The sequence below is a fragment of the Mesorhizobium sp. EU05-FHT14A09 genome (genome assembly GCF_058790995.1).
The window spans coordinates 793,947-808,255 of record NZ_JBYTDF010000002.1 but is presented as its reverse complement, the minus strand read 5'-3'; the positions used below and the strand labels follow the sequence as shown (position 1 = coordinate 808,255).

Genomic DNA, 14,309 nt, shown 5'->3' with positions numbered 1-14,309 from the left:
GCTGCCATGCGCCTTTCAATGAGCTGCCTGTCTGGCCGTTCGATCGATCGCATCGATTACCGAGCGGTAGAGGGCGGGCGGCAAATCGTGTCCCATCCCGTCGATCAGCATGAAATCCGCATCCGGAATGGCGGCGGCGGTGTCTTCGCCGCAAGCCGGAGGGATGAGCGGATCGTCAGTGCCATGAATGACAAGCGTCGGCACGGTGATCGTCGCAAGACGTAAACGGCGATCACCGGTCACGGCAATGGCGGCGATCTGTCGTCCGAAGCCGCCTGGATCGTAGGCGCGGCGGCTCTCTTCCAGGATGAGAAGGCGATGAGCTTCTTCATCAAACGGATTGCCGATGCTGGCGATGCGGCGGGCGAAGGCGAGGCCGTGCGCTACAAAGCCGGCTTCGTCGGCGGCCGGATCTGGTGCTGGGCGCATCATCATTGCCATGATGTCGGGAGCGGTCTGAGGCAGGCTGGGATTGCCGGTACTCGACATGATCGATGTCAGGGACAGCACGCGTTCCCGATGTTCGCTGGCGATGATCTGGGCAATCATCCCGCCCAGGGACCGCCCGACAATATGAGCTTTGTCGATGGCGAGGACGTCGAGCAACCCGACGGCGTCCGCGGCCATGTCGTCGAGCGTATAGGGAACATCCGGTCGTTGTCCGGCCATGAGCGCCGCTGCCAGCGCGCTGAAATCGGGCGGGGCGAACTGGCTGAAATGTGTCGAACATCCTGCATCGCGATTGTCGAACCGGATCACGCGATAGCCGCGCGCTGCCAATGCTTCGCAGAACGGAACGGTCCATCGGATCATCTGCGTGCCCAATCCGGCAATCAACAGGACCGCTTCATCAGCCTCGTCGCCGAAACTGTCATAGGTCAGATCGATGTCATTGGCTTTTGCAGCAGTCATGATGATGTCCTGCGGATCTGGCTGGCTTGTAGGTTATTGGAGAGGACGGGTCTTGGATCGCAACCGTACGACCCATAGCCCATGCCGCAGGCCTCACGGTTGGCGATGGATACGCTGCATCATAATCATAGGCAGATAGATTATTACCCGGATAAAATATAAAGTCAATATTACCCGTATAATAAAGACTGTGTGGGCGCCCTCACGGGCGATATGCATGCCGAAATCGCAGGGCAGTGGGCTGACGTTTGTCAGGATGAGGAAGCCGTTTTGGCAGGATGCTGTCTCCACGTGGAGGCCGATCGATAGACAGTCGGGTAGCGGTTCAATATCGTCGCCGCATATTCGCATGAGCTAATGGACTGGTGGCGGGGTGCCTCAAGGAAGTTGCTCTATGAACGAGACGACACCCACCTCGTACATCCTCGGCCATTCGGCGTCGGAAATCCGGCGCCTCATGCTCCAGGCGGAAGTCCTCAGGCCGATCACCGCACGCCTGCTGCGCGAGGCTGGCATCGGGCGCGACATGCGTGTTCTCGATATCGGCTGCGGCGCCGGCGATGTCGCGATGCTTGCCAGCGACATGGTTGGTCCCGGCGGCTCGGTGGTCGGTATAGATCGCAGCGCGGATGCCATCGCGGTGGCGCGGCAGCGAGCATCTGCTGCAGGCTACACGCGCGCTGTCTTTCATGCCGACGCGATCGAGGATTTCGTGGACGAGAGCGGTTTCGACCTGGTGGTCGGTCGTTATGTCCTTGTCCATCAGACCGACCCTATCGCGGTTGTCCGCCGGGCTAAGGAACTTGTGCGTCCTGGTGGTGTCGTTGCGTTCCATGAAGTCAGCCACCGGCATCCGTTCGCGTCGTTGCCTGTGGTGCCTTTGTGGGAGCAAGTCGGCGACTGGCTGTTCACGCTGTTTCACATGGTGGCGCCGCATCATGACGCTGCCGACAAGCTCTTCAGCATCTACTCGGGGGCCGGTCTGCCGCCGCCCTCTCTGTTCAGCGAGACGCCGGTGGCGGGTGGGCCAGACGCACCACACCACGCCTGGATAGCCGAGACGATTCGATCCCTGCTGCCCAGGCTGGTTCAACTGGATCTGGCCAGCGAGGCGACTGTCGATATCGACACGCTGGAGGCGCGCCTGCGCGAAGCGACCGTGGCGGCGCAAAGCCAGATCATCGCCCATGCACAGGTCTGCGCCTGGGTGCGCCGTGACGGCTAGAGCAGCCCCAGCAAAGATGCTCAGCAATGTGCGGCCACTCGGCGGCCGGGCGAAAATGGGTGTTGTCGCGAACCTTTCGTGGCTGCGCTATCCTCTTGTTTACCCGCGTCCTGTAGATGTCAGCTGGCATCTGACGCGGGTCATGGGCGCGGGCGACTACCTTGAAATTCATTCCTTCGGCATTGCTGTTCCTGTTTGCAGCCAGCTTTTTCAGCGTGTGGCTGCTTGACCGCCGCCGCCGGCATCTCGTGCTTTTTTCGCTGGCGTTTCTCTCGGTCAGCGCCGGCACGGTCGTGCAGTTCGCGCTATGGCCGTCGGACATCGGCCTGAACAACCTGGCCTGCGCCGCCCTCTACACGGCTGGCCCCCTGTTCCTGGCGGAAGGTGTGCTCGTACGCTCGGGCGATCGCATGTCCGTTGGTGAGCATGCTGCCTGGATGGCATTGGTGGTCGGGCTGCTCGGCTATTTCTACTATGTCGAGGACAATCTTCAGATCCGCGCCTGCCTGCTCAATCTCGGCATGGCCGGCATTGTGATGAGCGCGGCCTGGAAGTTGCGGCGCCTGGTGCGCGGCAGCACCATCGACAAGGCACTGCTGTGGATGCTGTCGGGGCTTTCGCTGACTTTTATCCTGCGCACGCTGCTCACAGGCGGCTCGGTGCCGATCAATGATGTCGCCGCCTTCTTCGACTCGCCGTTCTGGCTGTGGGCGCAGTTCGCCATGTCGGTGCTGGGCGTGGCGATGGGACTTGGCCTGCTGGTGGTGGTCTGCGCCGATGTGGTGCTGGGCCTGAAGGCGGAGCGGGACAGTGATCTCCTGACCAGCTTGCTCAACCGCCGCGGCCTCGAGGCGCGGGCCGTTCAGGTACTGTCCGGCACCGCTTGCGGCGTTGTCAGCGTGGTTGCCTGCGATATCGATCGTTTCAAGTCGATCAATGATCGCTTCGGTCACGCCGCTGGCGACAGTGTGCTTTCAGCCGTTGCCGGCACGATCAGGAACTGCGTAAGGGCCCAGGATCTGGTCGCGCGCATCGGCGGCGAGGAGTTCGTCATCCTGCTCAGAAATTGCGCGGTCGACGACGCTTACGTGCTGACGGAACAATTGCGGCGCGAGATTGCGGGATGTGAACTGGCGAACTTGCCCTCAGGCCTCAAAGTGACCTGTAGCTTCGGCATCGTCGAATGCCAGCCGGGTGAGCCACTCTGGGATGCGATCGCGCGCGCCGACAAGATGCTCTATGCCGCCAAGCACGCGGGCCGTAACCGGACGGTCGCTGACAGACAAGAACTGTCGGCTGCAGCCTAGCGCATGACCCCGAAAATCGGAATCGATTTTCGGAAAGAATCATGCGCAAAATCAAAGTTCTAGAGCAACTTTTGCGTGTTCAAACCGACGCCGGTACTCTAATGGCGTCGTCGTCAGTTAACGTAATCAGCTTTTCCCAGAAGCCGGCGCATAGAGCCTTACCAGGCGTTCGACCGCTCGGGCTGCAATGACTTCGGCATCTTCGGCGGGCTCATAGGCATTGTGCAGCGCCAGAATCTGGTGATCGCTGATCAGCAGGCCATAGAGCGTCCGGTAGGTATCAAGAGGATCTGGGGCGTGGATAACGCCTTTTCGATCGAGCGTTTCGATCACTGCCATGATTTTCGGCGCGGAGCGTTCCTTGCCGGCAGCGATCAGGATCCTGGACAGATCGCCGCTGGCGTCCCCAAGCGCTGCGCGGTTGATGGCGAGCGATGCCTGCGAAGTCAGCAGTTTCAGCAACTGGGTGGAGATCAGCCTCAACTGGTCAAGTGGCGAGACTTCGACGTTGCTTTCCTGCAGGGTGGCGTTGAGCTGTGAAGCCTGCCGCTCGACGAGGGCGGCCAGGATCGCGTCGCGGTTTTCGAACAACACGTAGAGCGTGTCCTTTGAACATCTGGCGACACGGGCGAGGGCCGTTGTCGTGACGGATTGAAGTCCCCCGCTGGCGAGAAGCTCCAGGGCTGCATCCAGGATGTCGTCGCGCCGACCGGCGGTCATCTTCGCAGGCAAATCGCATTCCTTCATTGCTTGCAGATTTGAGTACCATGCAGTACTAAATAGCTCAAGTACTGGTTGGTACTCAAAATTGAGCGGAGCTTCCATGAGCACGATACGTGAGAACCGAGCGCTGACGGTTGCGGCGCTAGCACTGTCGGCCACCGCACTGCTGCTGGCCGGTGCGATTGCCGGGTTTTTCTACGCTTATACGAGTTCTGTCATGCGGGGCCTGGATGCCGTGGCTCCCGAGCATGCGATCATCGCCATGCAAGGTATCAATGCGACGGTCCGCAACATGGTGTTCGCACCTGCATTTTTCGGCGCGCCGATAGCGGCTGTGCTGGCGGGGACTGCGCTGCTTGCGACAGGGCGGCGCGGGGCAGGGCTCGCCATGCTGGCTGGCGCCACAAGCTATCTGCTCGGCGCCTTCCTGCCGACCTTCGCGATCAACGTTCCGATGAATGAAGCGCTTGCAATTGCGGCGGTGCCGGACGACGTCGCCGAGGCGGCGACGCTCTGGCGCACCTATTCTCTCGATTGGACCTGGTGGAACACCCTGCGCACAGGCTTCAGCCTGCTCTGCCTCGCTCTGGTCGGGCTCGGGCTTTTTCTTGCCGGGCGCTCTACGAATCGAGTTCTTCGAAGATGAAGGCCAGCCGTTCCTCCACCGAGGCCCGCGGCAGCGTGATCAGATCGTAGCCGTAGCGCGGATAGGTGTCGGCCAGAGCTTCGAAGGTGCGCCTGGCTTCATCGAGGTCCTGTTTTCGCTCGGTGTCCTGGGTAAAGATTTCCGGCCATGGCGGCGCGATGAAAACGCGGCTGTTGTAGCGGAAATGGTTGGCCGCCTTGTCCATATGTGCCGGTACAGGCAGGCCGCTCAACTTCAGATAGGCGAGCGTGTCCGGGACGCCTCGGTCGAAAAAGGCAGGTCCCGCCAGGCGCGAAGCGGTATGGTGGGAACGCAGTTCCCAGGCCAGCATCAGTTCGGCGAAAAGGGTCTTGTCATCCCAGGGCAGGGCTGATCCGCCGACCGTCATCTGGTCCTGGATGATGTTGCGGCCTGCCTCGGGCGCGGTGACGTAGCCCTGTGCGGCCAGCGCCTCGATGAGCGTGGTCTTGCCCGATCCTGGGCCGCCGGTCAGCACGAAGAATTGGTCTGTATGGTTTTGCATGGCGAGCTCCATGGTTGAATTCAACGATGCTCTGCCGGCCGTGAGCCGGGTCTGAGGTGCAGGCGCGCATCTGTGATGCCGGTCGGAAGTGCCGGGCAGAGCGACAAACATGATGTTGGGGAAGAGAAGTGGAGGCTTCTGTTGCCAGGTGCCTCCGGACCCCGCCTAGAGGTGCGAACCGCTAGGGCTTGATTTGAAGCGTTCGCGCCGCATTAAGCAGCGAGACGAGCTTCCGCATAGTTGTCGTTGGCAACTATAAGTTTAGCCCGATAACGGTGGTACAATGCCGGGTACAGCGAACTGTCTTTCAACGCCCGTCGAACCCATTTCACCCCCATCATAAGCCGTCACGCTGGACGGTTTATGGTGGAGGTGGCGGTATCGAAACCGCGTCCGGATCGCCTATTGCACAGTCGGTTTAGCACCATAGTCCTGTTGCCAGGACGCTCCCAATATACGGACCAGCCGGCTGGGTTTCAATAGCAAGCCGAACGAAAACAGAGCATTGCACAGAGAGCTTTAGATGCTCTCCGATCGATAGCCGATCAATCATGAGATACGTACATCAGATTCTGCTTTACGTGCCTCAAAACTCCGTGCTAGGTCGACGCCGGGAGTGAGGAATGCGTCCAACGGTTCATGATGTGGCCGGGGAGGCGGGGGTCAGTCTGGCAACCGTCGACCGCGTGCTGAACAGGCGCTCGGGCGTGCGCGCCCAGACGGTGGCGCGCGTCAATGCTGCCATTCTCAAGCTTGGTTACGTGCGCGACATCTCGGCTGCAAACCTTGCCAAGCAGCGTGTCTACAACCTACTCTTCATCGTGCCCGAAGGGTCGAACAGTTTCATGATCGAGCTGGAAAGCCAACTCGGCCAAGCCAAGCTTCATGGCGCACTCGACCGCACCCATCTCGACATTCGCAAGGTGAAGACCTTCGATGCCGAGGCGCTGGCGGCTGCTTTGGAGGCCGTGGATACTACGCAGGTCTCGGGTGTCGCTCTGGTTGCGACCGAATCTGAGCGCGTCCGCAAAGCGCTGGCGCGGCTGAGGGAAGCCGGCATCCCGGTCATCACCCTTGTCTCCGACGTCTCCGACGCCTTTCGGGACCATTATGTCGGCATCGACAACATTGCGGCTGGGCGCACGGCCGCCAGCCTGATCGGACGCTTCTGCGGCCGGCGTTCCGGCAAGGTGGCGTTGGTCGCCGGCTCGATGCTGGTGAAAGATCATGCTGAGCGCCGCGCCGCTTTCGAGCAGGCGATTGGAGAAGCATTTCCCGGGCTCAAATGCTTGCCGGTGCTGGAAGGGCGGGACGATGCCGCCGTAACGCGCACGCTGCTCGCCGAGCTTCTCGATCATGAGCGCGATATCGTCGGCCTCTACAGCATCGGCGCCGGCAATCGTGGCGTGATCGATGTGCTGACGTCGGAGGCCGCATACCGCGAAATCACGGTGGTGGCGCATGAGCTCACCGATCATTCGAAACAGGCACTGCGTGACGGCGTCTTCGATGCGGTCATCAACCAGGATGCCGGCCATGAAGTGCGCAGCGCGATCCGGTTGTTGAAAGCCAGGATCGACGACACGCCCGTTATCGCCAACCAGGAAGCCATCCGGATCGAAATCTACATCCGGGACAATCTGCCATAAGCCCGCACCGACAAGGCTGTCCTCCCGCAGCCTTGCGAAACGGGGCAACGACTTACAAGGAGTTTCTGACGTGAGCACAGGGTTCTTCGGCGATATCGGCCGGATCAAGTATGAAGGCCCGGATTCGGCCAACCCGCTTGCCTATCGTTTCTACGACAGGGACGAGGTCGTGCTTGGCAAACGCATGGAAGACCATCTGCGCTTTGCCGTTGCCTATTGGCACTCATTCGCCTGGCCCGGCGGTGATCCTTTTGGCGGCCAGACCTTCGAACGCCCCTGGTTCGGCGATACGATGGAGGCGGCTCGCCTGAAAGCCGACGTGGCTTTCGAAATGTTCTCGGCTCTCGGCGTGCCTTACTATTGTTTCCACGATGCCGACGTGCGCCCGGAAGGCGAGAATTTCGCCGAAAGCGCGGCGCGCCTCGACGCGATTGCCGACGTCCTGGCAGGCAAGCAGCAGGAGACAGGCGTCAAGCTGCTCTGGGGCACTGCAAACCTGTTCTCGCACCGCCGCTATATGGCTGGTGCCGCCACCAATCCGGATCCGGAGGTGTTCTACTATGCCGCCGCCACGGTCAAGAAATGCCTCGACGTGACAAAGCGGCTTGGCGGCGAGAATTATGTGCTGTGGGGTGGTCGGGAAGGTTACGAGACGCTGCTCAACACGGACATGAAGCGTGAACGCGAACAGGCCGGCCGCTTCCTGTCCATGGTCGTCGACTACAAGCACAGGATCGGCTTCAAAGGTACCATCCTGATCGAGCCGAAGCCGCAGGAACCGACCAAGCATCAGTACGATTACGATGTCGCGACCGTCTATGGCTTCCTGAAGGACTTCGGGCTGGAGAAGGAGGTCAAGGTCAACATCGAGCAGGGCCATGCCATCCTGGCTGGGCATTCCTTCGAGCATGAACTGGCGCTCGCCGACGCGCTCGGCATCTTCGGCTCCATCGACATGAACCGCAACGACTACCAGTCGGGCTGGGATACCGACCAGTTCCCCAACAACGTGCCGGAGATGGCGCTGGCCTACTACCAGGTGCTGAGGGCAGGCGGGTTCACCACTGGCGGGACCAACTTCGACGCCAAGCTGCGCCGCCAGTCGCTCGATCCGCAGGATCTGCTGATTGCTCATATCGGCGGCATCGACTGCTGTGCGCGTGGCCTGAAGGCTGCGGCGCGCATGATGGAGGACAAGGCTTTGTCCGCTCCGCTCGACCAGCGTTACGCTGGCTGGACGAGCGCCGAGGCAAAAAAGGTGCTCGCAGGCGGCGTCAGCCTGGAGGACCTTGCCGCCAAGGTCGTCGCCGACGGCATTGAACCGGAACCGCGTTCGGGGCGCCAGGAATATCTGGAAAATATCGTCAATCGCTATGTGTAAACGCCGCGCGCATGCGGTTGCCTGAATTGGAGGAGTTCGATGAAAACCATCAAGGGGCCGGCCATTTTCCTGGCGCAGTTCGCCGGGGACGCTGCGCCGTTCAATTCGTTCGACGCCATCTGCGAATGGGCGGCTTCCCTCGGCTACAAGGGCGTGCAGATCCCGACCTGGGACGCGCGCCTGTTCGATCTGAAGAAAGCATCGGATTCAAAGGGATACGCCGACGAGGTGACGGGCGTGGCTGCCAGCCATGGGCTGGAAATCACCGAACTGTCCACGCATCTGCAGGGCCAGCTCGTCGCCGTCCATCCGGCCTATGATGCGGCTTTTGACGGGTTTGCCGCGCCGGAAGTCCGCGGCAATCCGGGTGCGCGCACAGAATGGGCGGTCGACCAGGTCAAGCGGGCGATCCGTGCCTCGAGACATCTCGGTCTCAAGGCGCATGCGACGTTCTCCGGTGCGCTGGCCTGGCCCTATGTCTATCCGTGGCCGCAGCGTCCGGCAGGCCTTGTCGAAGCCGCCTTCGACGAGCTGGCGAAACGCTGGAGGCCGTTGCTCGACTACGCCGATGAACACGGCGTCGACCTCTGCTACGAAATCCATCCGGGCGAAGATCTGCATGATGGCGTCAGCTACGAGATGTTCCTGGACCGGGTGAACAATCATGCCCGCGCCAACCTGCTCTACGACCCATCGCACTTCGTGCTGCAGCAGCTCGACTATCTCGACTACATCGACATCTACCACGAGCGCATCAAAGCCTTCCATGTGAAGGACGCCGAGTTCAATCCGACCGGCCGTCAGGGCGTCTATGGCGGTTTCCAGAGCTGGGTCGACCGTGCCGGGCGTTTCCGTTCGCTGGGCGATGGCCAGGTCGATTTCGGCGGCATCTTCTCCAAGCTGACCGCCTATGATTTCGATTCCTGGGCGGTGCTGGAATGGGAATGCGCGTTGAAGCATCCCGAGGACGGTGCGCGCGAAGGCGCTGAATTCATCAAGCATCACATCATCCGCGTGACCGAACATGCCTTCGACGATTTTGCCGGTGCAGGCACTGACGACGCCGCGAACCGCAAGATGCTCGGACTGGACAGGAGCTGACCATGGCAATTGAGGGCAGCAGGCAGGAAACGCAGGCCGGCCGCATCCGGCTCGGCATGGTCGGTGGCGGGCAGGGCGCCTTCATCGGCGCGGTGCATCGTATCGCGGCTCGCCTCGACGACCAGTTCGATCTGGTCGCCGGCGCGCTTTCATCCGATCCGGCACGCGCGAAAGCCTCGGCGCTCGATCTCGGCATCGCGGCTGACCGGGCCTACGGATCGTTCGAGGAGATGGCCAAAGCGGAAGCCGCGCGGCCGGACGGCATCGAGGCTGTTTCGATCGTCACGCCGAACCACATGCACGCGCCAGCGGCGAAAGCGTTCCTGGAGGTGGGCATCCATGTGATCTGCGACAAGCCGATCACCACCACGGTCGCCGAGGCGCAAGGGCTCGTCGATCTGGTCAAGAAGACCGGCAAGGTTTTCGTGCTGACCCACAACTACACCGGCTACCCGATGATCCGGCAGGCGCGCGCCATGGTGACCGCCGGCGAACTGGGCGACATCAGGCTGGTGCAGGTGGAATACCCGCAGGACTGGTTGACCGAACGGGCCGAGCTTTCGGGTTCCAAGCAGGCGGAATGGCGCACCGACCCCAAGCGCTCCGGCGCGGGCGGGGCGATCGGCGATATCGGTACCCATGCCTACAATCTCGCGGCCTTCGTCACCGGTCTGGAAACCGACGAGCTTCTGGCGCAACTGACGGCTTTCGTGCCTGGCCGGCTGCTCGACGACGACGTGCAGATCCTGCTGCGCTACAAAGGCGGCGCACGCGGCATGCTGTGGGCAAGCCAGGTCGCCGTCGGCCACGAGAACGGGCTGAAATTGCGTGTCTATGGCACCAAGGGCGGCTTCGAATGGGTTCAGGCCGATCCGAACTACCTGTGGTTCACCCGGTTCGGCCAGCCGAAGCAGCTTTTCACGCGTGGCGGCAATGGCGCGTGGCCGGAGGCGGCGCGGGTGACGCGTGTTCCGGGTGGTCATCCCGAGGGATATCTCGAAGGCTTCGCCACGATCTATGCCGAGGCGGCACGCGCCATCCGCGCGGCGCGCGAAAGCAGGAAGCCAGACGCTGAGGTGGTCTATCCGACTGTCGAGGACGGCCTGAAGGGCATGCAGTTCATCGAAGCCGCCGTCGCTTCGTCGAAAGCCGGCAATGTGTGGACGAAGGTGGGATGAGCCCGACACCTTCATCCGTTTCGGCCGATCGTATCGTTCCGCTGCTCGCTGTTGCGGGGCTCTCGAAGTCGTTTGGTCCCGTGCAGGTGTTGAAGGGGATCGATCTGGCGGTTGAAGCGGGCCAGGTGCATGCCATCATCGGTGAGAACGGCGCCGGCAAATCGACCTTGATGAAGATCCTGTCCGGCCATCTGCAGCCGACGGCAGGCGAAATCAGGATCGATGGCCAGCCTGTGGTTTTCTCTGGGCCGGTCGATGCCGAGCATCGCGGCATCGTCCTGGTGCACCAGGAAATCCTGCTGGCACCGGACCTGACCGTCGCGCAGAACGTGTATCTCGGGCGCGAGATCGCCAGGGGCTTCGTCGTCGACGACAGGGCGATGAATGAGGGGGCGCGGAAAGCGATCCGTGAACTCGGCGGTGACATCGATCCGACCGTGACCGTCGGGCGCCTGTCGATCGCGCAGCGCCAACTGGTGCAGATCGCGCGCTCGTTGCTGGTGCCGCACCGGCTTGTCATCTTCGACGAACCGACTGCGTCGCTAACGCCGGTGGAGACGGAAGCGCTTCTCAAGGTCATCGCCGATATCCGCGCCAAGGGCACCGCCGTTCTCTACATCTCGCACCGTCTGCCGGAGGTGAAGCAAATCGCCGACAAGGTGACCGTGCTGCGCGACGGGCGGCTGGTCACAACACGCGATGCGGGCGAGGTCGAGCCCGTCGATATGGCCAGGCTGATGGTCGGGCGCGACGTCGCCAAGCTTTATCCGGATCGGGCTACCGCGGATGCGCGCGAGGTCGTCCTTGAGGTCGAGGATATGTCGGTGCCGGGTTACGCCGAGCACGCTTCCTTCCGATTGCGCAAAGGCGAGATTCTGGGCTTTGCCGGTCTGGTCGGTGCCGGTCGCACCGAACTGATGGAGGGGCTGGTCGGCCTGCGACCGGCACGCGGTACGGTTCGCCTTTCAGGCAAGACAGTCAGTTTCGCCAATGTGCAGGACAGCCTGAAGGCCGGCATCGCCTACCTTTCGGAAGATCGCAAAGGCAAGGGCTTGTTGCTTACCAAGGATCTCAAGGTCAATCTGACGCTGGCTTCGCTTGGCCGTTTCGTCCGCTGGGGGCAGGTGGACCAGGTACGCGAACGCGAAGCCCTCGACAGGGCGATTGCCGAATTCGACATCCGCACCGGCAGGAAGGATCTCCTGGCCGGCCAATTGTCGGGCGGCAACCAGCAGAAATTGCTGCTGGCCAAGATGATGATGCTGGACCCATCAATCGTCATCATCGACGAACCAACGCGCGGCATCGATATCGGCACCAAGGAACAGATCTACAAATTCATCGCCGGGCTGGCGGCCGAAGGCCGCTCGATCATCGTCGTTTCGTCGGAGATGCCGGAACTGATCGGCCTGTGCGACCGCATCCTGGTGATGCGCACGGGTCATATCGTCGGCGAGGTGGCCGGCGACCACATGAACGAAAACGAGATCGTCGTGCTGGCGACGGGCGTGCATGCGGGAGAGGCCGCTTGATGCGCGGCAAGCTTTGGGTGGGAGAAGAATGACCGAAACGGCAGCCGCAACGGAAAAGGCAAAGCGATCCTGGAAAGATGTGGACCTGCGGGCAGTGGCACCCTTCGTGGCGCTCGCGCTGCTGCTGGTGCTGGGCGCCTTCGCCAATCCGAACTTCATCAGCGTCGACAACCTGCTCAACGTGCTGACCCGCAGCGCCTTCATCGCGATCATCGCGGTGGGGGCGACCTTCGTCATTTCGTCGGGTGGGCTCGACCTTTCCGTCGGCTCCATGGTGGCCTTCGTGGCCAGCCTGACAATTCTGTTCATGAACAGCGGCGCAATCAGCGACCCGATGATGACGATCGTTGCGGCAGCTGTGCTTGCACTTGCAATCGGTGCTGCCTGCGGACTGGCCAACGGCCTGATCACCACTGTCGGGCGGATCGAACCCTTCATCGCCACGCTGGGCACGATGGGTATCTATCGCGGCTTGACGACCTGGCTGTCGCAAGGCGGCGCCATCACGCTGCGCAATCCGGACGTGCAGTCGCTTTATCGGCCGGTCTATTTCGGCGAGATTCTTGGCGTTCCGTTCCCGATCTATGCCATCGTCATCACCGCCGCCATCGGCGCTTTCGTGCTCTATCGCACCCGTTACGGGCGCCATGTCGTCGCGGTCGGCTCCAATGAGGATGTTGCGCATTATTCCGGCATCCCGGTCAGCCGCGTGCGCACGCTGACCTATGTGATCCAGGGGCTGTGCGTGGCGGTGGCCTGCCTGATCTATATCCCCCGGCTGGGGTCGACCTCAGCAACGACCGGCCTGATGTGGGAGTTGCAGGCGATCACCGCGGTGGTGGTCGGCGGTACCGCGTTGCGCGGCGGGGTCGGGCGCATCTGGGGCACGATCTGCGGTGCGTTCATCCTTGAGATCGTCGGCAACATCATGCTGCTTTCGAACTTTGTCAGCGAGTACCTTCTCGGGGCCATCCAGGGCGCGATCATCATCATCGCCATGCTCGTTCAACGCTCACTGGTGAGGAAAACCTGAAACGGGGCCGGGTCTTCGGGTCGCCCGGCCACTGATCGATCAGACCTGCAAGCATAGGGAGGAAGCAATGCGAAAACGACTAATCGGGGCGGCAGCGGTTGCCATTTTGGCGCTGATGAGTGTTGCCCAGGCACAGGACAAGAAAACGATCGGCGTCTCGATCCCGGCCGCAGACCATGGCTGGACGGCGGGCGTGGTGTTCCACGCCGAGCGCATCGCCAAGAAGCTGATGGAAGAGCATCCTGGCCTCAACGTCATCGTCAAGACCTCGCCCGATGCCGCCAGCCAGGCGAATGCGGTGCAGGACCTGGAGACACAGGGCATCGATGCCCTGGTGATCCTGCCGTCCGATCCGGATCCGCTGGTCAACGCCATCAAGGAAGTGAAGGGCAAGGGCAAGTTCGTGGCGCTTGTCGACCGGGCGCCGTCCAGCAACGACAATTCCGTGCGCGACCTCTACGTCGCCGGCAACAATCCGGCGCTTGGCGAAGTGGCCGGCAAGTACATTGCGGAAAAGACGCCGGAAGCAGAGGTCGTCATCATTCGCGGCCTGCCGATCCCGATCGACCAGCAACGCCAGGATGGTTTCGACAAGGGGATCGCCGGCTCGAAGGTCAAGGTTCTCGATCGCCAGTTCGGCAACTGGAACCGCGACGATGCCTTCAAGGTCATGCAGGACTACCTGACCAAATATCCGAAGATCGATGTGGTCTGGTGCCAGGATGACGACATGGCAGTCGGCGTGCTGCAGGCCATCGAACAGGCAAAGCGCACCGACATCCAGTATGTCGTGGCCGGCGCCGGCTCGAAGGACATGATCAAGAAGGTCATGGACGGCGACAAGATGATCCCGGTCGACGTGCTGTATCCGCCGGCTATGGTCGGCACCGCGATGGAGCTGACGGCGGCGGCGCTGATCGACCAGGTGCCGGTCAGCGGCAACTACATTCTCGATGCGACGCTGATCACCCCGGAGAATGCCAAGAACTTCTACTTCCCGGATTCGCCATTCTGAGCGAAAGCAGTCGCTCATAAAGCAGTGGCTCATAATGAGATGTGGGAAGAAGGCGGCCCGGCTAATTTAGCTGAGTCGCCTTTT

The 14,309-nt window shown here is 61.7% G+C and carries 13 protein-coding genes and 1 other RNA gene; 10 read left to right on the top strand and 4 right to left on the bottom strand.

Annotated elements, in window-relative coordinates; all coding sequences use genetic code 11:
• Window positions 1–15: 15 nt before the first annotated feature.
• Window positions 16–912 (bottom strand): alpha/beta fold hydrolase, encoded by an 897-nt coding sequence (locus AC3WTO_RS11320; protein ID WP_492460795.1) that lies wholly within the window; start codon window positions 910–912, stop codon window positions 16–18.
• Window positions 913–1,306: 394 nt separating this feature from the next.
• Between AC3WTO_RS11320 and AC3WTO_RS11315 the strand changes: the two genes are divergently transcribed.
• Both AC3WTO_RS11315 and AC3WTO_RS11310 read left to right on the top strand, forming a co-directional pair.
• Window positions 1,307–2,137, top strand: a complete 831-nt coding sequence (locus AC3WTO_RS11315) for a class I SAM-dependent methyltransferase (protein ID WP_492460794.1) — start codon at window positions 1,307–1,309, stop codon at window positions 2,135–2,137.
• A 161-nt stretch (window positions 2,138–2,298) separates the two neighbouring features.
• Window positions 2,299–3,444: a GGDEF domain-containing protein gene (locus AC3WTO_RS11310; RefSeq protein WP_492460793.1), complete on the top strand. Its 1,146-nt coding sequence runs from the start codon at window positions 2,299–2,301 to the stop codon at window positions 3,442–3,444.
• A gap of 126 nt (window positions 3,445–3,570) precedes the next feature.
• Here AC3WTO_RS11310 and AC3WTO_RS11305 read toward each other — a convergent pair whose 3' ends face one another.
• A complete protein-coding gene (locus AC3WTO_RS11305; protein ID WP_492460791.1) occupies window positions 3,571–4,269 on the bottom strand; it encodes a TetR/AcrR family transcriptional regulator in 699 nt (232 codons plus the stop codon).
• Between AC3WTO_RS11305 and AC3WTO_RS11300 the strand changes: the two genes are divergently transcribed.
• Window positions 4,268–4,813 (top strand): anthrone oxygenase family protein, encoded by a 546-nt coding sequence (locus AC3WTO_RS11300; protein ID WP_492460790.1) that lies wholly within the window; start codon window positions 4,268–4,270, stop codon window positions 4,811–4,813. The two genes, AC3WTO_RS11305 and AC3WTO_RS11300, sit on opposite strands and share 2 nt — an antisense overlap.
• Here AC3WTO_RS11300 and AC3WTO_RS11295 read toward each other — a convergent pair.
• The gene (locus tag AC3WTO_RS11295; protein WP_492460789.1) at window positions 4,788–5,336 is read right to left on the bottom strand and encodes an AAA family ATPase; all 549 of its coding nucleotides are present in this window, start codon (window positions 5,334–5,336) and stop codon (window positions 4,788–4,790) included. The genes AC3WTO_RS11300 and AC3WTO_RS11295 overlap by 26 nt on opposite strands.
• A gap of 127 nt (window positions 5,337–5,463) precedes the next feature.
• Window positions 5,464–5,820, bottom strand: a transfer-messenger RNA (tmRNA) gene (gene ssrA / locus AC3WTO_RS11290).
• A 139-nt stretch (window positions 5,821–5,959) separates the two neighbouring features.
• Here ssrA and AC3WTO_RS11285 point away from each other — a divergent pair.
• From AC3WTO_RS11285 to AC3WTO_RS11255, 7 genes are all read left to right on the top strand, one after another.
• Window positions 5,960–6,985: a LacI family DNA-binding transcriptional regulator gene (locus tag AC3WTO_RS11285; protein WP_492460788.1), complete on the top strand. Its 1,026-nt coding sequence runs from the start codon at window positions 5,960–5,962 to the stop codon at window positions 6,983–6,985.
• 70 nt (window positions 6,986–7,055) lie between these two features.
• Window positions 7,056–8,366, top strand: a complete 1,311-nt coding sequence (xylA, locus tag AC3WTO_RS11280; RefSeq protein ID WP_492460787.1) for a xylose isomerase — start codon at window positions 7,056–7,058, stop codon at window positions 8,364–8,366.
• A gap of 39 nt (window positions 8,367–8,405) precedes the next feature.
• The gene (locus tag AC3WTO_RS11275) at window positions 8,406–9,467 is read left to right on the top strand and encodes a sugar phosphate isomerase/epimerase family protein (RefSeq protein WP_492460786.1); all 1,062 of its coding nucleotides are present in this window, start codon (window positions 8,406–8,408) and stop codon (window positions 9,465–9,467) included.
• 2 nt (window positions 9,468–9,469) lie between these two features.
• A complete protein-coding gene (locus tag AC3WTO_RS11270; RefSeq protein ID WP_492460785.1) occupies window positions 9,470–10,645 on the top strand; it encodes a Gfo/Idh/MocA family protein in 1,176 nt (391 codons plus the stop codon).
• Window positions 10,642–12,177, top strand: a complete 1,536-nt coding sequence (locus AC3WTO_RS11265) for a sugar ABC transporter ATP-binding protein (RefSeq protein WP_492460784.1) — start codon at window positions 10,642–10,644, stop codon at window positions 12,175–12,177. Before AC3WTO_RS11270 ends, AC3WTO_RS11265 begins: the two co-directional genes overlap by 4 nt.
• A gap of 28 nt (window positions 12,178–12,205) precedes the next feature.
• Window positions 12,206–13,210 (top strand): ABC transporter permease, encoded by a 1,005-nt coding sequence (locus AC3WTO_RS11260; RefSeq protein ID WP_492460783.1) that lies wholly within the window; start codon window positions 12,206–12,208, stop codon window positions 13,208–13,210.
• A 67-nt stretch (window positions 13,211–13,277) separates the two neighbouring features.
• Complete coding sequence (locus tag AC3WTO_RS11255) at window positions 13,278–14,225, top strand: substrate-binding domain-containing protein (RefSeq protein ID WP_492460782.1); 948 nt, start codon at window positions 13,278–13,280, stop codon at window positions 14,223–14,225.
• The last annotated feature ends 84 nt before the right edge of the window (window positions 14,226–14,309 follow it).

What these genes read in the sequence shown, in the direction of transcription:
- AC3WTO_RS11300 (WP_492460790.1), top strand. Translation starts at nt 4,268, where the DNA reads ATGAGCACGATACGTGAGAACCGAGCGCTGACGGTTGCGGCGCTAGCA.
- AC3WTO_RS11270 (WP_492460785.1), top strand. Translation starts at nt 9,470, where the DNA reads ATGGCAATTGAGGGCAGCAGGCAGGAAACGCAGGCCGGCCGCATCCGG.
- AC3WTO_RS11255 (WP_492460782.1), top strand. Translation starts at nt 13,278, where the DNA reads ATGCGAAAACGACTAATCGGGGCGGCAGCGGTTGCCATTTTGGCGCTG.
- AC3WTO_RS11265 (WP_492460784.1), top strand. Translation starts at nt 10,642, where the DNA reads ATGAGCCCGACACCTTCATCCGTTTCGGCCGATCGTATCGTTCCGCTG.
- AC3WTO_RS11315 (WP_492460794.1), top strand. Translation starts at nt 1,307, where the DNA reads ATGAACGAGACGACACCCACCTCGTACATCCTCGGCCATTCGGCGTCG.
- AC3WTO_RS11260 (WP_492460783.1), top strand. Translation starts at nt 12,206, where the DNA reads ATGACCGAAACGGCAGCCGCAACGGAAAAGGCAAAGCGATCCTGGAAA.
- AC3WTO_RS11295 (WP_492460789.1), bottom strand. Translation starts at nt 5,336, where the DNA reads ATGCAAAACCATACAGACCAATTCTTCGTGCTGACCGGCGGCCCAGGA.
- AC3WTO_RS11305 (WP_492460791.1), bottom strand. Translation starts at nt 4,269, where the DNA reads ATGGAAGCTCCGCTCAATTTTGAGTACCAACCAGTACTTGAGCTATTT.
- AC3WTO_RS11285 (WP_492460788.1), top strand. Translation starts at nt 5,960, where the DNA reads ATGCGTCCAACGGTTCATGATGTGGCCGGGGAGGCGGGGGTCAGTCTG.
- AC3WTO_RS11275 (WP_492460786.1), top strand. Translation starts at nt 8,406, where the DNA reads ATGAAAACCATCAAGGGGCCGGCCATTTTCCTGGCGCAGTTCGCCGGG.
- AC3WTO_RS11320 (WP_492460795.1), bottom strand. Translation starts at nt 912, where the DNA reads ATGACTGCTGCAAAAGCCAATGACATCGATCTGACCTATGACAGTTTC.